We start from the raw sequence: 26,555 nt of genomic DNA on the forward strand, positions 1-26,555 counted from the left end.
CGGACCCGGCCCCCGGCCCGCCCGTCGCCCGGGATAGGTTTCGCGGCATGGGTCATCAGGGCAGCCGTGGCGATCGGCGCATCAGTTCCGTCTTCCTCGGCATCGTCGCGGTCATGGCGGTCACCGGCTGGGCGGTGTGGACGGGGTACGCCTCCAGCCCCGGGCTGGCCGTGTTCCTGTTCGTCACCTCCGCGTGGGTCGTCTCGCTGTGCCTGCACGAGTACGCGCACGCCCGGACCGCCCTGCACGGCGGTGACATCTCCGTCGGGGCCAAGGGCTACCTGACGCTGAATCCGCTGAAGTACACGCACGCGCTGATGAGCATCGTGTTGCCGGTGGTCTTCGTGATCCTGGGCGGGCTGGGTCTGCCGGGCGGGGCCGTGTACATCGAGCGGGACCGGATCCGGGGGCGTTGGAAGCACAGCCTGGTCTCGGCGGCGGGCCCGCTGACGAACGTGGCCTTCGCGGTCATCTGCACGGCGCCGTTCTGGCTGGACGCCCTGGAGGGGGTCCCGATCGCCTTCCGTTTCGCGCTCGCCTTCCTGGCCCTGCTCCAGGTGTCGGCGGCGATCCTGAACTTCCTGCCGGTGCCGGGCCTGGACGGCTACGGGGTGATCGAGCCCTGGCTGTCGCACGGCGTGCGCCGCGAGCTGGCGCCGCTGGCCCCGTTCGCGCTGATCGGGGTGTTCGCCCTGCTGTGGGTCCCGTCGGTCAACGCGTTCTTCTTCGGCGTGGTGGACGGGGTGCTCAGCGCGCTGGGCGTCTCGGACCTGGAGTCGTACTGCGGCCGCGCCCTGTACCGCTTCTGGCAGGACACGGACGGCTTCTGCGCGGTCCCCCGGGACTGACGGGTCGGCCCGGGGACTCCCCGTCGGCGGTTACGCGGTCTGCCGCGCCTTGTCGGCCTTGGCCTTGCGGACGTAGTACCAGGCCAGGTTGGAGGTAAGACCGGCCAGCAGGACCCAGACGATCCCGAGGAAGCTGCCCTCCACGAAGGCGACCACGGCGGCGACCACGGCAAGGGCGCAGACGACAACGGCGAACACGGCAAGGCGGGGCATCCGGAACAGCTCCTCGGCGACACGGGACGGGGTCGAGCCCTTCCAGTGTCCCCCATGGCCGGGGCGGTTGTTTTTCCCCTTCGCCTGATCTCACCCCCCTCGTCCGGTTACGGTTCGCCGGTGGCGCGCCGTGTCGATCGCGCGCCGGAACGAAGAGCCCGGCCACCCAGGTCCGTGAGGAGGGGTCCGGGCAGGTGGGGGGAACCACGTGCAGGAAATCGGAAAGGGCGCGAACGTCAGTCTGACCGCCCTCGGCGAGGACGCGGACGCCGTCGTCGTGAGTCTGGGTTGGACCAGCGCGTCGGGGGCCGGCGACGCCGACGTCTCGGTGCTGCTGCTCGACGAGAACGGCAAGATCCGCGACGAGAACGACTTCTACTTCTACAACCATCCCGCGGCGGCCGACGGCAGCGTGCAGCTCCTCGGCAAGACTCCGACCGACCGAGGTGACGAGGACCGCATCAGCCTCGACCTGACGGCGGTGCCGCCGGAGGTGGCCCGGATCGTGGTGGCGGCCAGCCGGTACGGCGGTGCCCGTTTCGGAGACCTCGACGACCTGCGGATGACGGTCGCGGACCGGACGGGCGAGCCGCTGGTCGGGTTCTCCATCGACGACGCGGGTGTGGAGACGGCGTTCATCTTCGGGGAGCTGTACCGGCGGGGCGAGGAGTGGAAGTTCCGCGCCGTGGGGCAGGGGTACGAAACCGGGCTGGCGGGGTTGGCCACGGACTTCGGGATCGTCGTCGCCGGCGACGCGGAGGGCGAGGGCGAGGCCGAGGCCGAGGGCGATCCGGACGCGGAGGGCGCCGAGGACGGCACGACCGTGGCCGAGGGAGCCGAGGGATCCGGGGACGAGGCCGTCGGCGTGCCGGAGTCCACCGCGACCGTTCCCGCCCCGACCCCCGCCCCGGAGGTCCCCGCGCCCGCGGCGTCCGCGGGCGCGGCCGACACCGCGGTTCCCGTGCCCGCGGTCCCGGCGCAGGCCCGCGGCAGGGCGCCGCGTACGACCCGCAAGAAGGTCACGCTGCCCAAGGTGGCCAAGAACCCGCTGGCCGAGAACGACGGCTGGCGTTCCGCGCGGCTCTTCCCCGTGCCCTCGCTCAAGAGCGACAGGGAGCGGGAGGTCCGGGCGACCTCCGTGCTGCTGTCGGTGATGGCGCAGGTGCCGGAGCTGGGTCGGCGGCTCACGGCCGGGTTCGGCGCGCCGGCCGGGCGGATGGAGACCTTCACCGAAGTGTCGCTGCCCCACGGCGACACGCCCCGCCGGCCCGATGGTGTGATCAGGGTCGAGCGGGCGGGAAAGCTGTGGACGGCGCTCGTCGAGACGAAGACCAACGGCAATCCGCTCAAGGCGGAGCAGGTCCAGGAGTACGTGGACATCGCGGCCCGCCGCGGGTACGAGGCGGTGATCACCCTGTCCAACGACGTGGCCCTCGAAGGTGCCCCGATCGTGCAGGTCAAGACCGACGGCCGCCGCAAGCACAAGGTGAGCCTGTGGCACCTGTCGTGGGCGGAGGTGGCCCACCAGGCGCAGATGCTGATCCGTCACGAGGGCGTGGGCAACGCGGCCCACGCCTGGCTGCTCCAGGAACTGCTGGAGTACCTCCAGCACGACAACTCCGGCTGTCACGGCTTCCAGAACATGGGCCCCGCCTGGGTGCCCGTGCGCAACGGCATCGAGGACGAGACCCTCGGCTCCGGCGATCCGCGCGCGGTCGAGGTGGTGGAGAGCTGGGAGCGCCTCATCCGCCAGGTGTGCCTGCGCCTCGGCGGCGAGCTGGGCCAGAAGGCGCTGCCGGTGCAGCGGGCTCGGCGGGACACCGATCCGGCCGAGCGCCGGAGCCGGGCCGCGGACGCGCTGTGCAAGGGCGGCCGGCTGGGCGCGGAACTGCGGATCGACGGAACGAACCGGGTGATCTCGGTGACCGCCGACCTGCGGACGGGCAAGGTCCGCACGTCCGTGGAGGTCCCGCCGCCGGCCGGTACGTATGCGCTGGTCACGGCGAAGCGGCTGCTGCGGCTGTTGGCCGACGCTCCGGCCGATCTGCACGTCGAGAGCCTCGTGGAGGGGGCGAACGGCCCTCGGGGGACGTTGGAACGGCTGCGGCCCGAACCGGCGGACCTGTTGCCCAAGGACGGGGCGCAGCTCACCGGGTTCCGGCTGACGCTGGTGAAGGGGATGGGGAACACGCGGGGGAACTCCGAGTCGGGGTTCATCCGGAGCGTCGACGAGGCCGTGGACCGCTTCTACCACGGGGTCGTGGCCCGAGTGGGCACTCTGGACGGCCGGGCCCCGAAGCGGGGCTGAGGCCGGTTCCGGCCGGGCCGTTGGTGGGAGGGCCCGGCCGGGGGGTGGTCAGACGTCCGTCAGGCGGACGCCCGCGTGGGCCTTGTAGCGGCGGTTGGTGGAGATGAGGTTGGCCACCATCGCCTCCACCTGGTGGGCGTTGCGCAGGCGGCCCGCGAAGACTCCGCGCATGCCGGGGATGCGGGCGGCGAGGGCCTGAACGAGGTCGGTGTCGGCGCGGGACTCGCCGAGGACCATGACGTCGGTGTCGATCTCCTCGACCGACTCGTCCTGGAGGAGGACCGCCGAGAGGTGGTGGAAGGCGGCCGTGACCCGGGAGTCGGGGAGCAGGGCGGCGGCCTGCTGGGCGGCGCTGCCCTCTTCGACCGGGAGGGCGTAGGCGCCCTGCTTGTCGAAGCCGAGCGGGTTGACGCAGTCCACGACGAGCTTGCCCACGAGGTCCTCGCGCAGGGCCTCCAGGGTCTTGGCGTGGCCCTCCCACGGCACCGCGATGATGACGACGTCGCTGCGCCGGGCGCATTCGGCGTTGTCCGCGCCCTCGACGCCGAGGCCCAGTTCCTCGGCGGCGGTGCGGGCGCGGTCGGCGGCGCGGGAGCCGATGATCACCTTCTGTCCGGCGCGGGCGAGCCGGTAGGCCAGGCCGCGGCCCTGGTCGCCGGTGCCGCCGAGGACGCCGACGACGAGGCCGGACACGTCCGGCAGGTCCCAGGGATCCTTGGCCGGGGGCTTCTGCGTGCTGTCTGAGGAAGTCATGGGGGCGAGGGTACTGCCGGGTAGGCCCAGGTCGAAGGGTCGTGGGCCACGGGTCCGGCGGCGTGGGCCCGGCGACGGCGGCGGGGCGAGGCCGGGGGCGGCGCCGGCGAGCCCGGGGGCGGTACGGGTGGGGAGTGGAGGGAAGTACTCCCTTCTGTCCGTTTCATACGGCAGGATGCCGCCATGGACGCCGTGAGAGTCGCCCTGCTGCGCGAGGTGCTCGCGGGTACGCAGTGGCCCGGAGAAGCCCGCCGCTTCGCCGGCGCGCTGCGCCGGGCCGTGGTTCCCGCCGGCGGGAACCTGCTGTTGGTGGGCACCGAGCAGTACGAGCCCTGGCACATGGCGGCCCACCTGGTGGACGAGGCCGCCTGGTCGGGCCTGCCCGAGCTGGCGCCGACCCTCGTACGCCACCGGGTGCGCCCGGGTGAGCCGCCGCACCTGTCGGTCGGGCTGGGGCGGCTGGAGACGGCCCGGCGCGGGCACACGGTGCTGGTGGTGGCTCCGGAGCGGCCCGGCGGGGGGCTGCTGGAGCGGGTGCACGACGCCCGGCGCGCGGGGGCGACCGTACTGTCCCTGGACGGCGGCGATCCGGACCTGGGAACGCTCGCGCACGAGGGGCTCTCGGTGCCGGACGATGCCGCCGGGCTGGACCTGGACACGGTGCAGCACCTGGTCAGCGCGGCGGCCGGGGAGAACACCCTGCCGGCGCGGCGGGGGCGGGGGCGGTTGCGCGACCGGCTGGCGCGGCTGGCCGATCAGCTGACCGCGCCGCCGCCCAGCCGCTGGTAGCCGAGGGGGCCCGGCCCTACGGCGTGGCGCCCCCGCCTTCCTCCGCCTCGCGCGTCTTGTCGTTCCACTTGGGGTCGTTCTGCCATTCGAGGTTGCGCTCCTGCGCCGTCTCCATGGCGTGGTTGGCCTCCTCGGGCGTCGCGTAGGGGCCGAAGCGGTCCTTGGCGGGGCACTCGGGGCCTTCCTCGACCTTCTGGTGGACCAGGCAGTAGTACCACTCGCCCGGTTTGCCCACCTGACGCTTCTTGAACAGGGCCATCGTCCTCGGGCTCCTCTCGTTGCCGCTGCAGACCGCTCCTTCCCGCCATGCTGCCCCATCACCCCTGGATACACTCGCTTGCATGTCTGGCCAGTCGCTGCTCGTTCCAGGCGAGCTCACTCCCGTCCGTTCCGTTCCCGGAAACATCCGCCGGCCCGAGTACGTGGGCAAGCCCATGCCCACGCCGTACACCGGACCGGAGGTGCAGTCGGCCGAGACCATCGAGGCGATGCGCATCGCCGGCCGGATCGCCGCCCAGGCGATGGAGGAGGCCGCCAAGCTCATCGCTCCGGGGGTGACCACCGACGAGCTGGACCGGGTCGCGCACGCGTACATGTGCGACCACGGCGCCTACCCCTCGACGCTGGGCTACCGGGGCTTCCCCAAGTCCCTGTGCTCCTCGGTCAACGAGGTCATCTGCCACGGGATCCCCGACTCGACCGTCCTGCGGGACGGCGACATCGTGAACCTCGACGTGACCGCGTACATCGGCGGGGTGCACGGCGACAACAACGCCACGTACCTGTGCGGGAACGTGGACGAGGAGTCGCGGCTGCTCGTGGAGCGCACCCGCGAGGCCCTGAACCGGGCCATCAAGGCGGTGAAGCCGGGCCGCCAGATCAACATCATCGGCCGGGTCATCGAGTCGTACGCGAAGCGCTTCGGCTATGGCGTGGTCAGGGACTTCACCGGGCACGGCATCAACTCGTCCTTCCACTCCGGGCTGATCATCCCGCACTACGACAGCCCGCACGCCACCACGGTCATCGAGCCCGGCATGACCTTCACCATCGAGCCGATGCTGACGCTGGGCACCCACGAGTACGACATGTGGGAGGACGGCTGGACGGTGGTCACCAAGGACCGCAAGCGGACCGCGCAGTTCGAGCACACCCTCGTCGTGACGGACACGGGGGCGGACATCCTGACCCTGCCGTAGCGAGGGACGGGGCCCGAGGGCCCCGAAATCTTTTACCGACAAGGCGTCGGGAACACATTGACTTAGGCATGCCTAAGTAGGAGGATCGGGTGTGGCGGCGGTGCTGCCACGCCCGGTTCCTCGTTCCCCTTCCTCTCGGAGGTCCGCCTTGGACGCCTTCTCCACGGTCATCCGTGTCGCCTCGCACGAGCAGCACACGGAGGCAGAGACCTCGACGTTCATGAGCGACCTGCTGGGCGGACGGCTCGGTGTCGACGCCTACACCCGCTACACGGAGCAGCTCTGGTTCGTCTACCGGGCTCTGGAGGACGCGGCCGAGGCGCTCAAGGACGACGCGGTGGCCGGGCCGTTCATTCAGCCCGAGCTGATGCGCGTGGGCGAGATCGAGCGCGATCTGGAGCACCTGATGGGCGCCGACTGGCGCGACAACGTCCGCGCGCTCCCCGCGACGGAGGCGTACGCGGCCCGCGTCGCCGAGTGCGCGGCCGGCTGGACGGGCGGATACGTGGCCCACCACTACACGCGCTACCTGGGCGACCTCTCCGGCGGCCAGATCATCCGCGACAAGGCCGAGCGGACCTGGGGCTTCGAGCGCAAGGGCGACGGCGTGCGGTTCTACGTCTTCGCGGAGATCTCCAACCCGGCCGCCTTCAAGCGGACCTACCGCGAACTGCTGGACGCCATCTCGGCGGACGACCTGGAGAAGCAGCGGATCGTCGACGAGTGCAAGCGCGCCTTCGACTTCAACGGCGCGGTCTTCCGCGAGCTGGGCGAGCAGTTCCGCCTCAGCGCGTAACCGTCCCCGCGTCGCGCCACGGCGCCACGGCGTGACGCGGGAAGGGCCGGCCCGGTGCGTGCGCACCGGGTCGGCCCTTTTCGGGTTCCCCGTCGGAGCGCCTACGAGGCGAAGCGGACGCGTCCGCCGATCTCCACCGTGCCGTCGGGGCCGGGAGCCGTGAGGATCTGGGAGCCCGCGCCCTGGGTGATGTTCAGGGCGCGGTTCAGTTGGGCCGTCAGCAGGAGGGCCGCCGAGCCGGTGGCCTCGTCCTCGGTGACGATCCCGTCGGGGCGGCGCGGGAATCCCCGGGCGCGGACGCGGCCCGCGGGCTCGTCCTCCCAGGCCCAGGCGTACAGCCAGCCCTCGCCCGGCGGCGGGGCGGGCAGGGCATCGACCTCGGCGGCACTGGCGTACTGCTCGGTGCGCTTCTCCGTGACCCACTCGGGGCGGGCGGTGATCCAGGTGAACTCCCCGTCGTCCCGCGCCCATACGGACCCCACGGGCGGTCGGAGCTCCTCGATGTCCAGCAGCCACGCGACTCCGAGCAGGTTGCCGTGCCGGCCGTCACCCGCGCAGAAGACCTTGATGACATCGAGATCGTTCACGCGGGCATTGAAGCACGGAGCGCGCACGGCGCCCGGCGTCGGCCCCCGCGGGCTCGACACCGGGCGCGGCGGGGTCAGTTCTGGACGGTCCGGCGACGGCGGGCGACGAACACCGCGCCCGCGCCGGCCGCCACGACGGCGGCGGAGGCGCCGAGCAGGGCGCCGGCCGGGATCTCGGATCCGGTGGAGGCGAGGTTGCCGCCGGTGGACCCGCCGACCGAGCCGCCGGCGACGGAGCCGCCCGTGGTGCCCGTACCGCCCGTGGTGCCGGAACCGCCGGTGGCGCCACCGGTGGTCGGGAGGGTGGCGTCCTTGTCCACGGAGACGGAGAAGGACAGCGGGTCGATGGCCTCGCCCGCCTTGTACTGACTGGCGGCGCCGTCCCTGGCGAAGGCGGCGGCGCCCTGTGCGGTGAAGGCCGCCGGGACCCCGTTGAGGGCCAGCACGCCGTTCTTGGTCTTGTAGTCCGTCTTCGAGAGGTCCAGCGTGGCGAAGGGGACGGCCGCCTTGTTGCCCGCGGCGTTCTTGACGTCGACGTAGAGGGTGCCGGTCTTGCCGGAGGCCTCGACGCGCGGGTTGCCGAAGGTCAGGTCGAGGCCGTGGTCCGTGTACAGGAAGCGCAGGTTGCCCTCGAAGGAGACGTTCAGCTTCTGCTTGGCGGCGTCCAGGTCACCCTTGGCCAGGGCGAAGTCGTAGAGGTCGCCGTTCTTGAGGGCGCCGCCGGCCGGGGTGATGGAACCCGCGCCCAGCACGTACGTGCGGAAGGTCTCCTTGACGCCCCAGGTCAGCTTGGCTGTGAGGACCTTCTGCGGGCCGGTCGGGGTCGCGCTCGGGGAGCCGGTGCCCGTGGAAGGGGTCGCGGAGGCGGAGGCCGAGGAGGACGCCGACTGCGTCGGGGACGCCGAGGTGGAGGGGGAGGCCGACTGCGTCGGGGAGGCCGAGGCCGAGGCGGAGACGGACGGGGACGGGGAGGACGGGGGCTTCGGGAACTCCAGGGTGGCGGTGAGCTTGTCGGCCTCCCTGCCCGTGTACTGCGGCGCCCCCATCAGGTCCGCGGCCTCCTTGGTGAGCTTGGTGCCCAGGCCGGTCAGCTTCATCCCGTCGAAGGCCACGTCCGCGAAGGCGACGTTCGGGGTGAGCTTGCCGTCCCTGGTGACGTCGACGATCAGCTTCTTCGTCCCGGAATCGATGCGCAGGTTCTCCAGCTTGACGGTGAAGCCGTGCAGGGGGGCGTCGAAGGTGACGCTGCCCTTGAAGGCGGCGGTCACGATGTGCTTGCCGTCGGCCGGGTCGTACTGGCCGGTGGCCGCGCCGAAGCGGAAGGTGCCGTCCTGGTTCAGCGTGGCGCCGTCCGCCGTGGTGATGACGCCCTTGGCTATGTGGGAGACGTAGTTGCGGTAAACGTCCAACACGCCCCAGTCGAGGGTCCCGTTCAGGACCGGAACGGTCGCGGCGGCCGGGGCTCCGGCAGCGGCCGGGGCGCCGCTCACGGCCGTCGCCGGCAGGACGAAGGCGGTGGTGCCGAGGGCGGCGGCGGTGAGGATGGCGGCCGCGACGGCGATCGGGCGACGGTGGGACGACATGGGTGGGTGCTCCTGAAGGACCTGAAAGGGAAAAGGAAGGTGGGGGTGGAACGGCGCTACGACGCGTCGGGGGACGCGGGTGGCGCGGTGGCCGCGGGAGCCGCGGCGGCGGATGCGGTCGCCTTGGCGCGGCGGGCGCGCACCACCAGGAAGGCCGCACCGCCGGCCAGGACCAGAACGGCCGCGGCGAGGGCGACGTACAGCCCGGTGTTCGAGGAGTCCCGTGCCTCGGCGGCGGGAACGGGCGGGGCGGCGGGCGAGGCCGACTGCGGCGCGGGGGCCGGCGAGGCCGTGGAGCCGAGGTCGGGCAGGGCCGGCAGCTGCGCGCTGCCGTCCAGGGCCACGGCGAGGGAGACGGGGTCCATCTCGGTGCCGGCCTTGTACATCGAGTTGAAGGCCTGGGCACCGCCCTCGGTGAGGGTGGCCGGAGCTTCGGTCAAGGTGGCGAGCTTCCCCTCGGTCTTGAGGCCCTTGGCGTCGAACTCGACGAGCGCGACGGCGCCCTTCGTCTCCGCGCCGGTGGTCACGTCGGCGGTCAGGACGCCCTTGCCGTTCTCCACCTTCACGCTCACCTTGCCGAGCGTGAGGTCGAGATGGGCACCCGTGAACCGGACCGTACCGGCGAACGCGGCGTCGAGCATCCCCTTTTGGCCGTCGAACGATCCCTTCCCCTGCGCGAAGCGGAACAGCGCGCCGCCGTCCTGGGCGCCCTCGGCGAGGGTCCACTTGCCCTGGCCGATGGAACCGGTGACGTACTCGCGGAAGGTGCGGCGGACACCCCAGTCGACGGCGGCGTCGGTGAACGCGCCCTGCGTCTGCGGGGTCTCGGCGGACGCGGACGGGCTCGGCGACCCCGAGGGCTGCGCGCCCCCGCCGGCCGCCGGGGCCGACACGTCGGCGGACAGTGAGACCGGGTCGAGCGCGGCGCCGGCCGCGTAGTAGCCGGCGAAGGACTTGGCGCCCTGCGCGGTGAGCGTGGCCGGGATGTTGGTGAGGGCGATCGGGCTGCCGCCGCCCTTCATGTCCACCCCGCCGAGGCCGAGGGTGGCGAAGGGGACCTGCGATTCGGTGGTGACCGCGCCGGTGTCCTTGGCCTTGCCGGACACGTCCACGTAGAGGGTGCCTCGGCCGCCGGAGATCCGGACGGTGGGACGGCTGACGGTCATGTCCAGCTCGTACGCGCCGTCGGGCTTCTGGTGGCCCTGGAAGGTGACGCCGCCGGAGAAGGAGGCGTTGAACTCCCCGGAATCGGGGTCGTAGGAACCGTTCGCGGAGTGGAAGCGGAACAGGCTGCCGCCCACTGTGGCGGCGCCGCTCTTCAGCTTGAAACCGCCTTTCGCGATCGGTCCGGTGACATAACTCTGGAACGAGGATTTGATTCCCCAGTCGAGCCGACCCCCCTGCACGGTACGGCCCGCCGCCTCGGCGGTGGTGGCCGGGAGCAGCGCCCCGAGCAGCACCGCCAGTACGGCGACGGCGAAGGCGCGGGCGGGTCTTGCGGACATGAATGTCCCCTCCAGGGGCTGGCTAGTGAAGTTAGGCTAACCTAAGCTATCCCGGTCGAGCGGGGAACCCCCGGTGCCGACGGACAGCCAGGACTCAACCTCCAGTCGGACGATCAGGACGGTGCCTTCGTGCCTACGCCCGCCGCGTCAAGCCGCGTTCCCCGCGTTTCCCGTCTCGCCCTCGCCGTGGCAGCACTGGCAGTGGCCGTGACGGGTTGCGGAGGTACGGCCGCTCCCGCCGGCTCCTCCCCCGCCCACAGCGCCTCCGCGCTCCCGGACCGGGTGGAACCCCTCGCGGCCGTTCCACGGCCGGCGCTCCCGGTGACCGTGCCCTCCGCCGACGGGACCCGGGTCACCGTCGCCTCCGCCGAGCGGATCATCCCGCTGAGCGGCAGCCTCAACGAGATCGTGCAGACCCTCGGCCTCGGCGAGCGGGTCGTCGCCCGTGACATCACCGCCACCTTCGAACAGGCCGCGTCCCTGCCGGTGGTGACACGTGGACACGACGTCTCCGCCGAGAGCGTGCTCTCGCTGCGCCCGACACTGGTGCTGGCCGAGACGACCACCGGTCCCGGAGAAGCGGTTCAGCAGATCCGCGACGCGGGCATCCCCGTGCTCTTCGTCACCCCGGCCAAGTCCCTCGACGACGTGCCGAAGCGGATCGACGCCGTCGCCTCCGCGCTGGGCGTCACGGACGCCGGCGCGCAGCTGAGGCAGCGCACCGCCGAGCGGATCGCGGCCGTGCGCGAGGACGTTCCGGCCGCTTCCGGTAAGAAGCCCCGCGTGGCGTTCCTCTACCTGCGCGGCACCGCCTCCGTCTACCTGCTGGGCGGCTCGGACTCCGGGGCGGCCTCCCTGCTGGAGGCCGCCGGCGCCGTGGACACCGGCAAGGAGTCCGGGCTCGGCAAGGACTTCACCCCGATCACCAGCGAGGCACTGGCCGCCGCCGCGCCCGACGCGATCCTGGTCATGACCAAGGGCCTGGAGTCGGTCGGCGGGGTGGACGGCCTCGTCAAGATCCCGGGCGTGGCCCAGACCCCGGCCGGCATGGACCGCCGCGTGCTCACCGTGGACGACGGGGTCCTGCTCAACTACGGCCCCCGCACCGACCAGGTGCTCTCCTCCCTGGTCGCGCAGCTCTACGGCAAGGGCAAGGGTGCCTGACGATGACCCTCTCCTTCGAAGCCCCGTGCGGCGACCTCGGCGCCCGACCCTCCGACGCGGCCGGCGCACCCGGCGCAGCCGAAACGGCCGACGGGGCCGACGCGGCCCGCGCACCCGAAACGGCCCACCCGTCCGAGGGGTCCGACGGGGCCCCGGCCCCCGCCCCGCGCCGGGCCCGACCCGGCAAGGCCCTGGTGCTGACCGTCGCCCTGACGCTGGCGCTGCTCACCCTCTCCGTGCTCTCCGCCGGGGTCGGCGCCTTCCGCATCCCGACCGGGGACGTCCTCGCCTCCGTCCAGCACCACCTGGGCCTCGGCGGCGCCCCCCTCGACCGGGTCGGGGAGAGCGTGCTGTGGAACGTACGCCTGCCCCGCGTGGTCCTCGCCCTGCTGGTCGGCGCGAGCCTCGGCTGCGCGGGCGCGCTGATGCAGGGGGTCTTCGGCAACCCGCTCGCCGAGCCCGGCGTGATCGGCATCTCGGCGGGCGCCGCCGTCGGCGCCGTCGCCGCCATCGGGCTGGGCCTGACCTTCCTCGGGAACTGGACCATCACCGCCTGCGCCTTCGTCGCGGGCCTGATCACGGTCGGCTCCGTCTACCTGCTCTCCCGCAACGGCGGCCGGAGCGAGGTGGTCACCCTCATCCTCACCGGCATCGCCGTCAACGCCTTCGCGGGCGCCCTGATCGGCCTGTTCGTCTTCTTCGCGGACAGCGGCCAGGTCAACCAGATCACCTTCTGGCAGCTCGGCTCCCTCGCCCAGGCCACCTGGCCCAAGGTGCTCGCCGTCCTGCCCTGCGCCCTGCTCGGCCTGCTCGTCGCCCCCCCTCTACTCCGCCAGGCTCGACCTGCTCGCACTCGGCGAGCGCCCGGCCCGCCACCTCGGCGTGGACGTGGAGCGGCTGCGCCTCGCGCTGATCCTGATCGTCGCGCTGCTGACGGCGTCCGCCGTGGCCGTGGCCGGGATCATCTCCTTCGTCGGCCTGCTCGTCCCGCACCTGCTGCGCATGGCGAACGGTCCGGGCCACCGCTTCCTGGTGCCCGGCAGCGCCCTGGCCGGCGCCGTGGTCCTGGTCGGCGGCGACCTGGCCGCCCGGACCGTGGCCGCGCCCGCCGAGCTGCCCCTCGGCGTGCTGACCGCCCTGATCGGCAGCCCGTTCTTCTTCTGGCTGCTGCGCCGCACCCGCCGCAAGCAAGGAGGCTGGGCGTGACCAGCGCACCGACCAACAGACTGACCGGCGGACTGACCGGCCTCTTCGGCCGCGCCGGGCGGGCCGTCCCGGCCCGTCCCGCCATCGGCTCCGCCTACGCGGAGGTCGTGGACCTCCACCTGCGCCTCGGGGAGCGCGAGGTGCTCGCCGGGATCGGCCTGGAGGCCCGTACGGGCGAGGTGTTGGCCCTCGTCGGCCCGAACGGCGCCGGCAAGTCCACCCTGCTCGCCGCCCTGTCCGCCGACCTGCCCGCCACCTCGGGGGCCGTACGGATCGACGGGCGCCCGGTGCGCGACTGGTCCGCCCCCGAGCTGGCCCTGCGCCGCGCCGTGCTCCCCCAGGCGGCCGAGCTGTCCTTCCCCTTCCCCGTCGCCGACGTGGTCCGGATGGGCCGCGCCCCCTGGGCCGGCACCCCGCTCGCCGACGCGGACGAGGAGGCGGTGGCCGCCGCGATGGCCGCCACCGAGGTCACCCGGTTCGCGGACCGGCCCTTCTCGGCGCTCTCCGGCGGCGAACGCGCCCGGGTCGCGCTGGCCCGCGTACTGGCCCAACGCGCCCCGCTCCTGCTGCTGGACGAGCCCACGGCCGCCCTGGACCTGCGCCACCAGGAGCTGGTGCTGCGGATCTGCCGGGAGCGGGCCGCGGCCGGCGACGCGGTGGTGGTGGTCCTGCACGACCTGGGGCTGGCGGCGGCCTACGCCGACCGCGCGGCCGTCCTGCACGACGGTCGCGTCGCGGCGGCCGGACCCCCGTCCGAGGTGTTCGAGGACGCGCTCCTCAGCCGGGTCTACCGGCAGCCCGTCGAGGTGCTCGCGCACCCGAGGACCGGGGCCGCGCTGGTGGTCCCCGTACGGGACGGGGACGCGGCCGGGGCCAAGGGGGAACCCGCCGGGGAGCCTTGCGACGTACGGGACGCGAGGGTGGATTTGACTCCTGCTTGACCTCGGCTTGAGGTCGCCTTGAAGGGGCCGTGACGGCCTCGTGTCCGGAGTCGGGACGTGAGAGCTGTATCACTGGACGAGTGGGTGTCGCTGAGGTAAGCCTCGGTTAAGTTAGGTCCGCCTCACTCGGCCTTCCCAAGCCGCCATCCTCGTCCAGGAGACCCCATGCGTCCCGCTCGCCTCACCGTCCTGACCGCGGCAGCCGTCGTCGCCGCCCTCACCGTCGTCACCGGTTGCGCGGAGAAGAGCGACAAGGGCGGGGAGGGCGCGATCCACGTGAACGCGACGGACACGGCCTGCGAGCTGTCCACGACGGAGTTCCCGGCGGGCAAGGTCTCCATCGAGGTGGAGAACAAGGGTTCCAAGGTCACCGAGCTGTACGTGCTCTTCCCGGACGACCGCATCGTCGCCGAGCGCGAGAACATCGGCCCCGGCACGAAGGCCACCATCACCGCCGAGATCAAGGCGGGCGACTACGAGTTCGCCTGCAAGCCCGGCATGAAGGGCGACGGCATCCGCACCAAGGTCAAGGCAACCGGCAAGGGCGGCACCGAGAAGCGCAGCCCGGAGCTGGACGCGGCCGTGGCCGGCTACCGCAGCTACGTCCTGGCGCAGGCCGAGGAGACCCTCCCCAAGGCGCAGGCCTTCGCGGACGCGGTCAAGGCCGGCGACCTGGAGGCCGCGAAGAAGGCGTACGCGCCCTCGCGCCTGGGCTGGGAGCGCACCGAGCCGGTCGCCGAGTCCTTCGGTGACATCGACCCGAAGGTCGACGTCCGCGAGGACGGCCTGGAGGCGGGCCAGGACCCGGCCAAGGACTGGACCGGCTGGCACCGCCTGGAGAAGTCCCTGTTCGCCGACAACAAGATCGACGACGGTGACAAGAAGCTCGCCGACCAGCTGATGACCGACCTCACGGACTGGCACAAGCGGGTCGGCCAGGCGGAGATCACCCCGACCTCGATGGCCAACGGCGCCAAGGAGCTCCTCGACGAGGTCGCCACCGGCAAGGTGACGGGCGAGGAAGACCGCTACGCGCACACCGACCTGGTGGACTTCAAGGGCAACGTCGAGGGCGCGCAGAAGGCCTTCGAGCTGCTCAAGCCGGTCGCCGCGAAGAACGACCCGGCGCTCGCCAAGCAGTTGGAGACGCAGTTCGCCGCGCTGAACACGCTGCTGGACAAGTACCGCGCCGACAAGAACGGCTACGAGTTCACCTCCTACGACAAGGTCGGTGACGCGGAGCGCAAGGAGCTGTCGGACGGCGTCAACGCGCTGGCCGAGCCGCTCTCCAAGCTCGCCGCCGCGGTCGCCAAGTAACACCGGTCAGGAAGAGGCGGGAGCCACGATGAACGCTCAGCCCGAACAGCCGGCGCAGGCCGAACAGCCGGAGCAGTCCGAGCGGTCCGCGTCGGTCGCGCGCGACGGCGAAGTGACGGCCGGCCCGGTCGCGCCCTCGCGTCGTGCCGTCCTGGGCTGGGGCGGGGCCGGGCTCGCGCTCGGAGCCGCCGCGGCCGGCGGCGCCGCGGTGGCCTTCGACCGCGGTTCGGACATGGCCCCGACCTCTTCGACCGGTGCGGCCGTGGCCTTCCACGGCGAGCACCAGGCCGGCATCGCCAGCGCCGTCCAGGACCGCCTGCACTTCGCGGCCTTCGACGTGAAGACGAAGGACCGCGCCGAGCTGGTCGCCCTGTTGAAGGACTGGACCGAGGCGGCCCGCCGGATGACGGCCGGCCAACCGGTCGGCGAGGGCGGCTTCGGCGGCCTTCCCGAAGCCCCGCCGGACGACACCGGCGAGGCCCTCGGTCTGAAGGCCTCCCGCCTCACCCTCACCATCGGCTTCGGCCCCGGGCTCTTCGACAAGGGCCGCTTCGGCCTGGAGGGCAAGCGCCCCGAGGCCCTGATCGAGCTGGAACAGTTCCCCGGCGACAACCTGGACCCGGCCCGCTCCGGCGGCGACCTGTGCGTCCAGGCCTGCGCCGACGACCCCCAGGTCGCCGTCCACGCCATCCGCCAGCTCGCCCGCATCGGCTTCGGCAAGGTCGCCGTGCGCTGGTCCCAACTGGGCTTCGGCAAGACCTCCTCCACCACCCCCGACGCCCAGACCCCGCGCAACATGATGGGCTTCAAGGACGGCACCCGGAACGTCTCGGGCACCGACGCCGCCGGCCTGGACAAGCACGTGTGGGTCGGCGCGGGTGACGGCAGCGCCTGGCTCACCGGGGGCTCCTACCTCGTCGCCCGCCGCATCCGGATGCACATCGAGACCTGGGACCGCACCTCGCTCCAAGAGCAGGAGGACGTCTTCGGCCGCGACAAGGGCGAGGGCGCACCCGTCGGCAAGTCCAAGGAGCGCGACGAGCCGTTCCTGAAGGCGATGAAGCCCGACGCGCACGTCCGCCTCGCGCACCCCGACACCAACGACGGCGCGACGATCCTGCGCCGCGGCTACTCCTTCACGGACGGCACCGACGGCCTCGGCCGCCTCGACGCGGGCCTGTTCTTCCTGGCCTACCAGCGCGACGTCCGCAAGGGCTTCGTCCCCATCCAGCGCGGTCTGTCGAAGTCCGACGCGCTCAACGAATACATCCAACACGTGGGTTCGGCCGTCTTCGCCGTCCCGCCGGGCGTCCTCGACAAGGACGACTGGTGGGGCCGGACACTGTTCGTCTAGGAAGTGTCCGGTGGATCAGGGTCGGATGGGTCGCGGGGTCCTGCACAGCGCCTCGCCGCGTTGCCTAAACGCCCCGATGGCTCCGCTGTCGAGACGCTCCGGCGCCTTGCGTCGCACCGCACCAGCCCCCGCGACCCATCCGACCCTGATCCACCAGACACCCCCTAGTCCCGCCGGAAAGGAACCCCCGTGTTCGGCAACTATCTGATCGGCCTGCGCGAGGGCCTCGAAGCCAGCCTCGTCGTCTGCATCCTCATCGCCTACCTGGTGAAGACGGACAACCGGGCCGCACTGCGTCCGGTGTGGATCGGCATCGGCATCGCCTGCACCATCTCGCTGGCCTTCGGCGCCCTGCTCACCTTCGGGACGCAGGAGCTGACCTTCGAGGCGCAGGAGCTGCTCGGAGGCAGCCTGTCGATCATCTCGGTCGGCCTGGTGACGTGGATGGTCTTCTGGATGAAGCGCACCGCCCGACACCTGAAGGGCGAGCTGGAGGGCAAGCTCGACGCGGCCCTCGCCATGGGCACCGGCGCGCTGGTCGCGACCGCCTTCCTGGCCGTGGGCCGCGAGGGCCTGGAGACCGCGCTGTTCGTGTGGGCCTCGGTCCGGGCGAGCGGGGAGGGCTCCTCGGCGCCGCTGATCGGGGTGCTGCTCGGCATCGCGACGGCGATCGTGCTGGGGTGGCTCTTCTACCGGGGCGCGCTCAGGATCAACCTGGCGAAGTTCTTCCGTTGGACCGGCGGCATGCTGGTGATCGTGGCCGCGGGCGTGCTCGCGTACGGGGTCCACGACCTCCAGGAGGCGGGCTTCCTCGGCGGCCTGACCGACAAGGCCTTCGACATCACCGCGGCGATCCCGCCGGACAGCTGGTACGGGGTGCTGCTCAAGGGCGTCTTCAACTTCCAGCCCGATCCGACGGTCATGCAGCTGATCGTGTGGCTGCTGTACCTGGCCGTCGTCCTGACGCTGTTCCTGCTGCCGGCCGGCTTCGGCCGCTCCTCGGGGGCCCCGTCCGCCCCGGCCACGACCCCGGCTCCGGCGACGCGCGACTGACGGGGCCCGGGGGCGCGCCGCCGGGCCTTGCCGGGGCCGCCACCCGGCCACCACAGGGGCCCGCCGCTTCACCAGAGGCGGTCGACGCTCCCCGGGTACAGCGGGATCCGGATCCCGGTCAGGGCCGTACGGTCCGACTCCGGGTCCGGGGTGAAGAACGCCGCCACCACCTCCTTGGCGAAGCCCGGCGCGTCGGTGGCCAGCGGTTCGGCCGGGGTACCGCCCACCAGGACGGTGCCGGGCAGCCGGGCGAACCCGGCCGCCTCGTAGAACGGGACCAGCGGCCGGTCGCAGCTGAACAGCGCCGCGTCCACCGCCGGGTCGGCGGCCAGGGCCTCGCGGGCCCCGGTCACCAGACGGCCGCCGAGCCCCTGCCCGCGCAGCCGCCGGTCGGTCACCACCGCGCTGAGCCCGGCGGCCCGCAGGCTCCGCCCCGCGCACCGGACCTCCTTGTAGAGCAGCGCCGCCGAGGCGCCCACCCGCCCGGCCCCGTCGACGAGCAGCAGCACGCGCGGGGCGAGCGCGGGGTCGTGCCCGAAGGTCGAGCCGGGCCAGGCCGATTCCTCCAGGGCGGCGACCTGGACGGCGAGTTCCTCCGGCAGCTCGGCCTGCGGGTACGACCGCGGCCGCATCAGGCGATCCGGACCGCCGTGCCGCCGACCCGGACCCGGGGGTCTCCGGCGCGCAGCTCGACGGTGAGGACACCAGGGCGGCCCATGTCGTCGCCCTGGTGGAGGGTGAGCACGGCGTCCTCGGGCACCAGGCCGCGCTCGCGGGCGTACGCCCCGAAGGCCGCCGCCGCGGCGCCGGTGGCGGGGTCCTCGACGACCCCGCCGACGGGGAAGGGGTCGCGCGCGTGGAACAGGGTCGGGCCCTCCCGCCACACCAACTGGACGGTGGTCAGGTCCAGGCGGCGCATCAGCGCCTCCAGGCGGGCGAAGTCGTAGTCGAGGTCGGCGAGCCGGGCCCGGGTGGCGGCGCCGAGCACGAGGTGGCGGGCTCCGGCGTAGGCGACGGCCGGGGCGATGGCCGGGTCCAGGTCCGCGGCGGGCCAGCCGAGGGCGGCCAGCGCCTCCGCGAGGTCGGCGTCGGCGATGTCCTCTACGTGCGGCTCCACGCTGGTCAGGACGGCCCGCAGACCGCGGCCCGGCCCGCCGTCGGCCCCGCCGTCCGTCCCGTCCTCGGTCACGGAGACCGGTACGGGGCCGGCCGGGGTGAAGAGGAGCAGCTCGCCCTGCCCGATCCGCTCGCCCAGGGCCACGGCGGTGGCGATGGTGGCGTGCCCGCAGAAGGGCACCTCCGCCTTGGGGCTGAAGTAGCGCGCGGTGAAGGAGCGGCCTTCCGGCCCGCCCGCGCCCTCGGGCGGGGCGGTGAGGAACGCCGTCTCGCTGTAGCCGAGTTCTGCGGCGATCGCCAGCATCCGGGCGTCGTCGAGCCCGCTCGCGTCGAGCACGACGCCGGCCGGGTTGCCGCCTTCCGGGTCGTGGGAGAAGGCGGTGTAGCGGAGCACCTCGTTAGTCATGATCGCCTCAACTGGGCCGGCGCCTCCCGCATTCCCGCCGCCGCCGCGGGGATGCCGGGCGGGCCCCGCTCCGGGGCTCAGCCCCGCCCGATGTACGGCATCGCGGTCGCCATCACCGTCGCGAACTGCACGTTCGCCTCCAGCGGCAGCTCCGCCATGTGCAGCACCGTGCGGGCCACGTCGGCGGCGTCCATGACGGGCTCCACGGCCGACTGCCCGTTCGCCTGGAGGATGCCGGTCTGCATGCGCTCGGTCATCTCGGTTGCGGCGTTGCCGATGTCGATCTGGCCGCAGGCGATCCGGTACGGACGGCCGTCCAGGGACAGGGACTTGGTCAGCCCGGTCATGGCGTGCTTGGTCGCGGTGTAGGCGACGGAGTTCGGGCGCGGGACGTGGGCCGAGATGGAGCCGTTGTTGATGATCCGGCCACCCTGCGGGTCCTGTTCCTTCATGGCCCGGAAGGCGGCCTGGGCACAGAGGAAGGATCCCGTGAGGTTGACGTCGACGACCTGGCGCCAGGCCTCGTAGGAGATGTCCTCCAGGGCGACCCCGGCCGGGCCGAAGGTGCCGGCGTTGTTGAAGAGCAGGTCGAGCCGCCCGTACCGCTCGCGGACGGCCGCGAAGAGCGCGGTCACGTCGTCCGGATCGCTCACGTCGGCCCGTACGGGGAACACGTCCGCGCCCGCCCCGGCCGCGGCGGCCGTCTCCTCCAGGGGCTCGGCGCGGCGGCCGGCCACGGCCACCGACCAGCCCGCCCCGGCGAGGGTGAGGGCCACCGAGCGGCCGATCCCGGAGCCGGCCCCGGTCACGACGGCGATCTTGTTCAGGCGTGCGTTCATGGGGCCGCAGGCTACGTCACGCTCCGCGTCGTTCCACGGACGTTCCAAGTGCTGAGAGCATGGGTCGGTCAGGGGTGCGTAAAGCAGATGAAAAGACTGGAGTTCCGCATGTCGGAGAGAGGCCCTTCGACGGCCCCCACGGACGAACCGTCCCCCGGCCGACCCGCCGCCCCCATCCCCCTGAAGGGCCCCGGGTCCGGCGCCGCCCCCCTGGCGGCGGCGCGCCGCACCGGCCTGCTCGTCACCTTCGCGCTCGGCGGCCTCACGGCCCTTCCCCCGCTGTCCATGGACATGTACCTGCCGGCCCTGCCGCAGGTCACCGACGCCCTGCACAGCCCGGCCGCCACCGTCCAGCTCACCTTGACCGCCTGCCTGGCCGGCATGGCACTGGGGCAGCTGGTGATCGGTCCGATGAGCGACAAGTGGGGACGCCGCCGACCCCTCCTCGGCGGCATGGTCGTCTACGTCCTCGCCACCGTCCTGTGCGCCTTCGCCCCGAACGCCGAGCTGCTGATCGGCTTCCGGCTGCTCCAGGGCCTGGCCGGCTCGGCCGCGATCGTCATCGCGCGGGCCGTCGTCCGCGACCTGTACGACGGCGTCGAGATGGCCCGCTTCTTCTCCACCCTGATGCTCATATCGGGGGCCGCCCCGATCATCGCCCCGCTCATCGGCGGCCAAGTGCTGCGCTTCACCGACTGGCGCGGGGTCTTCGTCGTCCTGACCGTCGTCGGGGCCGCGCTCACCGTGCTGGTCTGGCGTTCGCTCGCCGAGACCCTGCCCCCCGAGCGCCGGCAGACCGGCGGGATGGGCGCCGCCCTGCGGACCATGCGCGGGCTGCTCGGGGACCGGGTCTTCGCCGGCTACACCCTGGCGGGCGGCTTCGCCTTCGCGGTCCTCTTCTCCTACGTCTCCGCCTCGCCCTTCGTGATCCAGGAGATCTACGGGGCCTCCCCGCAGCAGTTCAGCCTGCTCTTCGGGCTCAACTCGATCGGCCTGATCATCGTCGGCCAGGTCAACGGGAAGCTGCTGGTCGGCCGGGTCAGCCTGGACAAGGCCCTCGCCGTGGGGCTCGCCGTCATCACCACGGCCTCCGCGGCCCTGCTGCTGATGTCCACCGGGGTGTTCGGGGAGGTCGGGTTGGTGCCCGTCGCCGCCGGCCTGTTCGTCCTGATGTCGGCGATGGGCCTGGTCATGCCGAACACCAACGCGCAGGCCCTGATGCGCACCCCGCACGCCGCCGGTTCCGCTTCCGCCCTGCTCGGCACCTCCTCCTTCCTGATCGGGGCGATCGCCTCGCCGCTGGTCGGGATCGCCGGCGAGGACACGGCGGTGCCGATGGCGGTGGTCCAGCTGACCTGCTCCCTGCTGGCCGTGGGCGTCTTCCTCGGCCTGTGCCGCCCCTGGCGGCCCCGTACACCGCTGGCGGCCCCGAGCCTCTGAGGCCGCCCCCGGGCGCCGCTTCCCCCCTGAGGGGAAAGCGGCGCCCTCCGAGCGCCCTAAACTTCGCTGGTGAACGCCTTCGTCCCCGCCTCCGCCCCGACCACCGCCGAAAGCCTCCGCTCCGCGCTGGGCGGGCTGCTCGACGGGCTGCCGCAGAAGCAGGTCACCGCCGCCGTCGAGCGGCTCATCGCCAACTACCGCGGCACCACCCCCACCGACTCCCCCGTACTGCGCGACCGCTCCGACGTGGCCGCGTACGCCGCCTACCGGATGCCGGCCACCTTCGAGGCCGTGCGCTCCGCGCTGGCCGGGCTGGTCGTGGCCGCGCCCGCGTGGGCGCCCGCCTCCCACGTGGACGTGGGCGGTGGCACGGGCGCCGCTGCCTGGGCGGTGGACGCCACCTGGGACGGCCCGCGCGAGAGCGTCGTGCTCGACTGGGCGGACCCCGCGCTGACCCTCGGCCGGGAACTCGCGGAGCGGTCCTCCTCGCCGGCGCTGCGCGCGGCCGAGTGGCGCCGGGCGGTCATCGGCACCGGGATCGCCCTGCCCGAAGCCGACCTGGTGACGGTCTCCTACGTACTCGGCGAACTGACGCCCCAGGCCCGCCAGGCCGTCGTCGCCGAGTCCGCCCGCGCCGGGCAGGCCGTGGTGCTGATCGAGCCGGGCACGCCCGAGGGGTACCTGCGCGTCCGCGAGGCCCGCGAGCAGCTGATCGCCGCCGGGATGCGGATCGCCGCGCCCTGCCCGCACGACGGGACCTGCCCGATCGAGGTCGGCCAGGACTGGTGCCACTTCTCGGCCCGGGTCAGCCGCTCCTCCCTGCACCGGCAGGTCAAGGGCGGCTCCCTCGCCTACGAGGACGAGAAGTTCGCCTACGTGGCCGCGACCCGCTTCCCGGTCACGCCGGTCCCCTCCCGGATCACGCGGAGGCCGCAGATCCGAAAGGGGCTCGTCCTGCTGGACCTGTGCGGTCCCGAGGAGGGTGACACGCCGGGGCTGTCCCGGGCCACCGTGACCAAGCGCCACGGCGACCTGTACAAGGCGGCCCGGGACGTCGACTGGGGGCAGCAGTGGCCCCCGGCCGACGAGGACCGGGGCTAGAAGGAACGCGCGACGACAGGGCCTAGGCCTAGGGCCGCAGCTCCTGGGTGCAGCACTTCACGCTGCCGCCGCCCTTGAGCAGCTCCCCCAGGTCCATCGGGACCGGCTCGAACCCCCGCTCGCGCAGGGGGTCGATCAGGCCGGCCGCGGCCTGGGGGATGAGGACGTGGCGACCGTCCGAGACGGAGTTGAGCCCGAAGGCCGCCGCGTCCCGGGCGCCCACGACCAGGGCGTCCGGGAACAGTCGGCGCAGGACGGCCCGGCTGCCCGGGGAGAAGGCCTCCGGGTGGTACATGATCTCGTCGCCGTCGAGCACGCTGAGCGCGGTGTCCAGGTGGTAGTAGCGCGGGTCCACCAGGTCGAGGCCGATGACGGGGCGGCCGAAGAACTCCTGGGTTTCGGCGTGCGAGAGCGGGCTGGAGCGGAAGCCCCGGCCGGCCAGGATGTAGGTGGCGGTGACGGCGAAGTCGCCCTCGCCCTCGTTGACGTGCGAGGGCTCCCGGACGTCGGTGAAGCCGTTCTGCCGGAACCAGTCGAGGTGGATCTGCGCCTCGGCCGTGCGTTCCGGGTGGGCGAACCGGGCGCCGAGCACCCGGCCGTCGACGACGAGGGCGCCGTTGGCGGCGTAGACCATGTCGGGCAGGTCGGGGTGCGGGACGAGGGTCTCGACGGTGTGGCCGAGGGAGACGTAGCGGTCCCTCAGGTCCTCCCACTGGGCTTGTGCGAGGGGCAGGTCCACCGGTTTCGTGGGATCCATCCACGGGTTGATGGAGTACGTGACCTTGAAGTGCGCGGGTGGGCACATCAGGTAGCGCCGGGGTGTGGCGTCTCTGCGCAAAGAAGGCTCCTCACGACTACGGACGCACGGCGGGGTGTGCGTGCGTCGAGAGAATCGTCTCTCCTCAAGGGGGACCGCGCAGTGAACTGATCGGGTGGTTTATACGATGGCCGAAAGACGGACCGTCTCGCGTTGGTACCGTGGCCCGATGACCAAGGCCCCCGACGCCGCCCGCCGCAGTGACCGCTCGCGGCGCGCGATCCTCGACTCCGCCCTCGCGCTGGTCGGCGAGGTGGGCTACAACAAGCTGACCGTCGAGGCCATCGCGGCCCGCGCGGGGGTCGGCAAGCAGACGATCTACCGCTGGTGGCCCTCCAAGGCCGCCGTCCTCCTCGACGCCTCGCTCGCGCTGGCCGGGGAGGTGGAGGACGGCGCCGCCCCGGCGGGCTTCCCGGACACCGGCGACCTCGCGGCCGACCTGAAGTCCGTCCTGCGGGCGACGGTGGACGAGTTCGCCGACGAGCGGTACGCGGCCCCCGTGCGCGCCCTCACCGCGGCCGGGGCCACCGACCCCGAGCTGGGGGCGCGCTTCCACGAACGGCTCCTCGAACCTCAGCTCGCCCTGTACGAGGCCCGGTTGCGCACGGCGCGGGACGCCGGGCAGCTGCCGGCGGAGATCGATCTGCGCCTGACGGTGGAGATGTTGGTCGGCCCTTTGACGTACCGCTGGTTGCTGCGGACGGCCCCGCTGACGCACTCGTTCGCGGATGCCCTGGTGGACGGGGTGCTGGGCGGAGTGGGATACGTCACCGTCCGATAGGCGGACACCGCCCACGCCTCGGACGGCCGAGAACATACGGCCGAATTCTGTGGTTATGTGAGCACCCCGATCGAGGGGTGCGGTCACCCGGTGCCACGGATGGTGGGACGATGTCTTGGTCTGGGCCGGTCTGCCGTAGCAACGGTGAGGTGAGGGGATAGATGGGGTCTGAATCCGGCCGCGTCAAACGCGGCGAGCAGAGCAGGATTTCCCAGTGGCTGCGCCGCCGCGCGAAACCCGCCCCCGAAGACCCCGCCGAGAAGCGCGAAGCGCAGCTCCTGTCGGTCGCCGCGGCCGGCCTCCCGATCTCCCCCGCCGCCCATCCCGCCGGGTACCGGTGTTCGTGCGACCGCATCGGCTGTCCGACGCCGGCGCGCCACCCCGTCTCCTTCGCCTGGCAGACCCAGTCGACCACCGACCGCGCACAGGTCGAGCGCTGGGCCCGCAACCAGCCCCAGGCCAACTTCATCACCGCCACCGGCATGGTCCACGACGTCCTGGACGTCCCCCTCGAAGCCGGCCGCGGAGCACTGGAACGCCTCCTGGCCGCCGACATCGAGGTCGGCCCGGTCGCCGAGTCCGGCGGCACCGGCGACCAGGCCCGGATGCTCTTCTTCACGGCCACCCGCGGGACGCCGGAGGACGAGGACGAGTGGTGGCCCTGTGAGCTGGACTGCCACCCCGAGACCATGGACGAACACCCGGGCCTGCGCTGGCACTGCCGCGGCAGCTACGTGCTGATCCCCCCGGCGATGCTGCCGGGCGAGTTCGAGGTCTCCTGGCTGCGCGACATGAGCCATCCCCTGCCGGACCCGCTGACCCTCCTGGAGACCCTCACGGACGCCTGCGCCCAGTACGCGGGCTCGACGGACCAGACCCCGTCGGCGGTGGCCTGGCCCCTCGGGCGCTAGGCACGCGGCCCAGACCTCGGCCAGGCCTTCACGGGCGGCACCGGGTGCCGGCCCGGGCCGGGTGTTCGGGGCCGGCACGCGGTGCCGCCGGAGGGTGAGCGGCAGCCCCGGCCCCCGTCGGCCACCGCCACGGCGTGCGCGCCGCCCCCGGGGCCCCGCCGTCGCGAGCTGCGCGGGGGTGGGCCGGTTCAACGGGAAACCCACGGGCGGCCAGGCCGGCGTACGAAGCCCCCGCCTCCGCAGTGATCGCGAGTCCTCTGGCACCCGGGCCTCCCGCCGACGCTTCCACCGTGGTGTTTCCGGTGGCGGCCGGCCACCGCCGTACCCATCGAGCACACCCGACCACCCGCCGGCCAAGGGGGCCGTGCCGGATACGACTTCGCACATCTGCGACAGCAGCTTCGGGGAGGGCCACCCCGCGAATTGGCCCCACCAACACGGCTATCGGGGGGCTGTACGGGGGAAAAGGCGGGCTCTCCAGCGTGCCTGATGATCGTTCAACCCCTGCCTTCGCCATCCTGTCGACTGAGTCTCGGGATCCGGACTTCAGGGACGATGAAAGGTTGGCCAAATGAAGCTCACCAAGCAGTTTACCGCGATCAGCGTCGCCGCGACTGCGGCAGTTCTCTTCAGTGCGGGAGCAGCCCAGGCTCAAGGCGACGGGGAGTTCCTTTCATTTCTCGGCAACACTCCGCTGCAGCGGATCTCGTACACGCTGCAGCTCGGAGACGGCAACAGCTACACAGGCACGCAAAACACCAACACGAACAACAACAGCGGAAAGGGGACAGCCAATAACAACAACAATAACAACAACGGCTCCTCGACGTTGGGGGGCTCGGCACTCCAGGAGATCTCGTACCCGGTGCAGGTCGGAAGCGGCAACACCTACATCGGAACGCAGAACGTCAACACCAACAACAACACCGGATCCGGCACATACAACAACAATAACAACAACAACAACGGCTCCGGTACATTCAACAACAACAATAACAACAACAATGGGGGCGTGAACAACAACAACAATAACGGGGGCGGCGGGACCAATAACAACAATAACAACAACAATGGAAGCGGCGCCCATTCTCACCCCACGCGCACCCTGATGAGCGGAAAGCTCGCCCCATTGGTGAATGAAGCGACGGCCGCCACCAACCGCCAGGCCTGCTTGTCCTCCGCGGGTCATGTCGGGCAGGACAGCGCCGTCATCTCGGGCGCGTTGAAAATCCACTGCGCCCAGCGCTAGAACTTCGATTGGGCGTAGTCGGCCTGTGCTCCGACAGCCGCCGCTTCCGTCGGTACCACCATCGCCGCGGGAGACAGAGCGCCGAGCTTGCAGCAGCCGACCTCCGGGCATCACCGGGCGCTCGCACAACAGCCCGGCGGCCCGGTGAATTCGCAGCACCGGCCGCCGGACTGTGAAGTTCAGTTGTTGTTGTTATTGTTGTTGTTCGCCGCGCCTCCACCGTTGTTGTTGTTATTGTTGTTGTTCGCCGCGCCTCCACCGTTGTTGTTGTTATTGTTG

General features: G+C 72.3%; 26 protein-coding genes and 1 pseudogene. 17 read left to right on the forward strand and 10 right to left on the reverse strand.

Annotated features, from left to right (window positions below; all coding sequences use genetic code 11):
* Positions 1-47: 47 nt before the first annotated feature.
* On the forward strand, positions 48-848 hold the full coding sequence (locus ACIOD1_RS20525) for a site-2 protease family protein (RefSeq protein ID WP_365613969.1): 801 nt from the start codon (positions 48-50) through the stop codon (positions 846-848).
* 30 nt (positions 849-878) lie between these two features.
* On the opposite strand, the gene ACIOD1_RS20530 is transcribed toward ACIOD1_RS20525, so the two are convergent.
* Positions 879-1,061: a hypothetical protein gene (locus ACIOD1_RS20530; RefSeq protein WP_365613972.1), complete on the reverse strand. Its 183-nt coding sequence runs from the start codon at positions 1,059-1,061 to the stop codon at positions 879-881.
* A gap of 217 nt (positions 1,062-1,278) precedes the next feature.
* Between ACIOD1_RS20530 and ACIOD1_RS20535 the strand changes: the two genes are divergently transcribed.
* Positions 1,279-3,369, forward strand: coding sequence for a TerD family protein (locus ACIOD1_RS20535; RefSeq protein WP_401903894.1), 2,091 nt, complete (start codon positions 1,279-1,281; stop codon positions 3,367-3,369).
* A 48-nt stretch (positions 3,370-3,417) separates the two neighbouring features.
* Here the strand turns inward: ACIOD1_RS20535 and npdG are convergent, their stop codons facing one another.
* Entirely contained in the window at positions 3,418-4,122 is a 705-nt protein-coding gene (gene npdG / locus ACIOD1_RS20540; protein WP_365613975.1) for an NADPH-dependent F420 reductase, read from the reverse strand.
* Between the two features lie 183 nt (positions 4,123-4,305).
* Between npdG and ACIOD1_RS20545 the strand changes: the two genes are divergently transcribed.
* Complete coding sequence (locus tag ACIOD1_RS20545; protein ID WP_401903760.1) at positions 4,306-4,911, forward strand: hypothetical protein; 606 nt, start codon at positions 4,306-4,308, stop codon at positions 4,909-4,911.
* Between the two features lie 16 nt (positions 4,912-4,927).
* Here the strand turns inward: ACIOD1_RS20545 and ACIOD1_RS20550 are convergent, their stop codons facing one another.
* Entirely contained in the window at positions 4,928-5,170 is a 243-nt protein-coding gene (locus ACIOD1_RS20550) for a hypothetical protein (protein ID WP_365613979.1), read from the reverse strand.
* Between the two features lie 82 nt (positions 5,171-5,252).
* On the opposite strand from ACIOD1_RS20550, the gene map reads away from it, so the two are divergent.
* The gene (gene map, locus ACIOD1_RS20555; protein ID WP_365613982.1) at positions 5,253-6,110 is read left to right on the forward strand and encodes a type I methionyl aminopeptidase; all 858 of its coding nucleotides are present in this window, start codon (positions 5,253-5,255) and stop codon (positions 6,108-6,110) included.
* Positions 6,111-6,258: 148 nt separating this feature from the next.
* Complete coding sequence (locus ACIOD1_RS20560; RefSeq protein WP_365613985.1) at positions 6,259-6,906, forward strand: biliverdin-producing heme oxygenase; 648 nt, start codon at positions 6,259-6,261, stop codon at positions 6,904-6,906.
* Between the two features lie 101 nt (positions 6,907-7,007).
* Here the strand turns inward: ACIOD1_RS20560 and ACIOD1_RS20565 are convergent, their stop codons facing one another.
* From ACIOD1_RS20565 to ACIOD1_RS20575, 3 genes are all read right to left on the reverse strand, one after another.
* Entirely contained in the window at positions 7,008-7,493 is a 486-nt protein-coding gene (locus ACIOD1_RS20565; protein ID WP_401903763.1) for a hypothetical protein, read from the reverse strand.
* Positions 7,494-7,567: 74 nt separating this feature from the next.
* Positions 7,568-9,076, reverse strand: a complete 1,509-nt coding sequence (locus ACIOD1_RS20570) for an HtaA domain-containing protein (protein WP_401903765.1) — start codon at positions 9,074-9,076, stop codon at positions 7,568-7,570.
* Positions 9,077-9,132: 56 nt separating this feature from the next.
* Positions 9,133-10,581 carry an HtaA domain-containing protein gene (locus ACIOD1_RS20575; protein ID WP_365613994.1) on the reverse strand — a complete coding sequence of 483 codons (1,449 nt, stop codon included), beginning with the start codon at positions 10,579-10,581 and terminating at the stop codon, positions 9,133-9,135.
* A 129-nt stretch (positions 10,582-10,710) separates the two neighbouring features.
* Here ACIOD1_RS20575 and ACIOD1_RS20580 point away from each other — a divergent pair, with 129 nt between their 5' ends.
* The 6 genes and pseudogenes from ACIOD1_RS20580 to efeU all read left to right on the forward strand — a co-directional run bounded on the left by ACIOD1_RS20580 (position 10,711) and on the right by efeU (position 17,616).
* Positions 10,711-11,745 (forward strand): hemin ABC transporter substrate-binding protein, encoded by a 1,035-nt coding sequence (locus tag ACIOD1_RS20580; protein WP_401903768.1) that lies wholly within the window; start codon positions 10,711-10,713, stop codon positions 11,743-11,745.
* Positions 11,746-11,747: 2 nt separating this feature from the next.
* Positions 11,748-12,951 (forward strand): annotated as a pseudogene (locus ACIOD1_RS20585) (FecCD family ABC transporter permease).
* A 32-nt stretch (positions 12,952-12,983) separates the two neighbouring features.
* On the forward strand, positions 12,984-13,892 hold the full coding sequence (locus tag ACIOD1_RS20590; protein WP_401903896.1) for a heme ABC transporter ATP-binding protein: 909 nt from the start codon (positions 12,984-12,986) through the stop codon (positions 13,890-13,892).
* 165 nt (positions 13,893-14,057) lie between these two features.
* Complete coding sequence (efeO, locus tag ACIOD1_RS20595; RefSeq protein WP_401903771.1) at positions 14,058-15,209, forward strand: iron uptake system protein EfeO; 1,152 nt, start codon at positions 14,058-14,060, stop codon at positions 15,207-15,209.
* 28 nt (positions 15,210-15,237) lie between these two features.
* The gene (efeB, locus tag ACIOD1_RS20600) at positions 15,238-16,563 is read left to right on the forward strand and encodes an iron uptake transporter deferrochelatase/peroxidase subunit (protein ID WP_365614006.1); all 1,326 of its coding nucleotides are present in this window, start codon (positions 15,238-15,240) and stop codon (positions 16,561-16,563) included.
* Positions 16,564-16,752: 189 nt separating this feature from the next.
* Positions 16,753-17,616: an iron uptake transporter permease EfeU gene (efeU, locus tag ACIOD1_RS20605; protein WP_365614009.1), complete on the forward strand. Its 864-nt coding sequence runs from the start codon at positions 16,753-16,755 to the stop codon at positions 17,614-17,616.
* A 68-nt stretch (positions 17,617-17,684) separates the two neighbouring features.
* Here efeU and ACIOD1_RS20610 read toward each other — a convergent pair whose 3' ends face one another.
* From ACIOD1_RS20610 to ACIOD1_RS20620, 3 genes are all read right to left on the reverse strand, one after another.
* On the reverse strand, positions 17,685-18,248 hold the full coding sequence (locus tag ACIOD1_RS20610) for a GNAT family N-acetyltransferase (RefSeq protein ID WP_401903774.1): 564 nt from the start codon (positions 18,246-18,248) through the stop codon (positions 17,685-17,687).
* Positions 18,248-19,138: a PhzF family phenazine biosynthesis protein gene (locus ACIOD1_RS20615; RefSeq protein ID WP_401903776.1), complete on the reverse strand. Its 891-nt coding sequence runs from the start codon at positions 19,136-19,138 to the stop codon at positions 18,248-18,250. Before ACIOD1_RS20615 ends, ACIOD1_RS20610 begins: the two co-directional genes overlap by 1 nt.
* 77 nt (positions 19,139-19,215) lie before the next feature.
* A complete protein-coding gene (locus tag ACIOD1_RS20620; RefSeq protein ID WP_365614018.1) occupies positions 19,216-19,977 on the reverse strand; it encodes an SDR family oxidoreductase in 762 nt (253 codons plus the stop codon).
* Between the two features lie 108 nt (positions 19,978-20,085).
* On the opposite strand from ACIOD1_RS20620, the gene ACIOD1_RS20625 reads away from it, so the two are divergent.
* Together ACIOD1_RS20625 and ACIOD1_RS20630 are read left to right on the forward strand one after the other, a co-directional pair.
* Positions 20,086-21,417 (forward strand): multidrug effflux MFS transporter, encoded by a 1,332-nt coding sequence (locus tag ACIOD1_RS20625; RefSeq protein WP_401903778.1) that lies wholly within the window; start codon positions 20,086-20,088, stop codon positions 21,415-21,417.
* A 69-nt stretch (positions 21,418-21,486) separates the two neighbouring features.
* A complete protein-coding gene (locus ACIOD1_RS20630) occupies positions 21,487-22,518 on the forward strand; it encodes a small ribosomal subunit Rsm22 family protein (RefSeq protein WP_401903780.1) in 1,032 nt (343 codons plus the stop codon).
* A 28-nt stretch (positions 22,519-22,546) separates the two neighbouring features.
* On the opposite strand, the gene ddaH is transcribed toward ACIOD1_RS20630, so the two are convergent.
* The gene (gene ddaH, locus ACIOD1_RS20635; RefSeq protein WP_365614027.1) at positions 22,547-23,356 is read right to left on the reverse strand and encodes a dimethylargininase; all 810 of its coding nucleotides are present in this window, start codon (positions 23,354-23,356) and stop codon (positions 22,547-22,549) included.
* A 148-nt stretch (positions 23,357-23,504) separates the two neighbouring features.
* On the opposite strand from ddaH, the gene ACIOD1_RS20640 reads away from it, so the two are divergent.
* From ACIOD1_RS20640 to ACIOD1_RS20655, 4 genes are all read left to right on the forward strand, one after another.
* Positions 23,505-24,116 carry a TetR/AcrR family transcriptional regulator gene (locus ACIOD1_RS20640; protein WP_365614030.1) on the forward strand — a complete coding sequence of 204 codons (612 nt, stop codon included), beginning with the start codon at positions 23,505-23,507 and terminating at the stop codon, positions 24,114-24,116.
* 161 nt (positions 24,117-24,277) lie between these two features.
* Positions 24,278-25,027, forward strand: coding sequence for a bifunctional DNA primase/polymerase (locus ACIOD1_RS20645; protein WP_365614033.1), 750 nt, complete (start codon positions 24,278-24,280; stop codon positions 25,025-25,027).
* 571 nt (positions 25,028-25,598) lie between these two features.
* A complete protein-coding gene (locus ACIOD1_RS20650; protein WP_401903782.1) occupies positions 25,599-26,276 on the forward strand; it encodes a hypothetical protein in 678 nt (225 codons plus the stop codon).
* An 87-nt stretch (positions 26,277-26,363) separates the two neighbouring features.
* Positions 26,364-26,555: hypothetical protein (locus ACIOD1_RS20655; protein ID WP_401903784.1), on the forward strand; the 192-nt coding region annotated here is incomplete at its 3' end.

It is taken from the genome of Streptomyces sp. NPDC088097 (assembly GCF_044741845.1).
Lineage (GTDB): Bacteria > Actinomycetota > Actinomycetes > Streptomycetales > Streptomycetaceae > Streptomyces.

Coding starts and splice junctions, on each gene's coding strand:
- ACIOD1_RS20525 (WP_365613969.1), top strand. CDS start 48: ATGGGTCATCAGGGCAGCCGTGGCGATCGGCGCATCAGTTCCGTCTTC.
- ACIOD1_RS20530 (WP_365613972.1), bottom strand. CDS start 1,061: ATGCCCCGCCTTGCCGTGTTCGCCGTTGTCGTCTGCGCCCTTGCCGTG.
- npdG (WP_365613975.1), bottom strand. CDS start 4,122: ATGACTTCCTCAGACAGCACGCAGAAGCCCCCGGCCAAGGATCCCTGG.
- ACIOD1_RS20545 (WP_401903760.1), top strand. CDS start 4,306: ATGGACGCCGTGAGAGTCGCCCTGCTGCGCGAGGTGCTCGCGGGTACG.
- ACIOD1_RS20550 (WP_365613979.1), bottom strand. CDS start 5,170: ATGGCCCTGTTCAAGAAGCGTCAGGTGGGCAAACCGGGCGAGTGGTAC.
- map (WP_365613982.1), top strand. CDS start 5,253: ATGTCTGGCCAGTCGCTGCTCGTTCCAGGCGAGCTCACTCCCGTCCGT.
- ACIOD1_RS20570 (WP_401903765.1), bottom strand. CDS start 9,076: ATGTCGTCCCACCGTCGCCCGATCGCCGTCGCGGCCGCCATCCTCACC.
- ACIOD1_RS20575 (WP_365613994.1), bottom strand. CDS start 10,581: ATGTCCGCAAGACCCGCCCGCGCCTTCGCCGTCGCCGTACTGGCGGTG.
- efeO (WP_401903771.1), top strand. CDS start 14,058: ATGCGTCCCGCTCGCCTCACCGTCCTGACCGCGGCAGCCGTCGTCGCC.
- efeB (WP_365614006.1), top strand. CDS start 15,238: ATGAACGCTCAGCCCGAACAGCCGGCGCAGGCCGAACAGCCGGAGCAG.
- ACIOD1_RS20610 (WP_401903774.1), bottom strand. CDS start 18,248: ATGCGGCCGCGGTCGTACCCGCAGGCCGAGCTGCCGGAGGAACTCGCC.
- ACIOD1_RS20615 (WP_401903776.1), bottom strand. CDS start 19,138: ATGACTAACGAGGTGCTCCGCTACACCGCCTTCTCCCACGACCCGGAA.
- ACIOD1_RS20620 (WP_365614018.1), bottom strand. CDS start 19,977: ATGAACGCACGCCTGAACAAGATCGCCGTCGTGACCGGGGCCGGCTCC.
- ACIOD1_RS20625 (WP_401903778.1), top strand. CDS start 20,086: ATGTCGGAGAGAGGCCCTTCGACGGCCCCCACGGACGAACCGTCCCCC.
- ACIOD1_RS20640 (WP_365614030.1), top strand. CDS start 23,505: ATGACCAAGGCCCCCGACGCCGCCCGCCGCAGTGACCGCTCGCGGCGC.
- ACIOD1_RS20645 (WP_365614033.1), top strand. CDS start 24,278: ATGGGGTCTGAATCCGGCCGCGTCAAACGCGGCGAGCAGAGCAGGATT.
- ACIOD1_RS20650 (WP_401903782.1), top strand. CDS start 25,599: ATGAAGCTCACCAAGCAGTTTACCGCGATCAGCGTCGCCGCGACTGCG.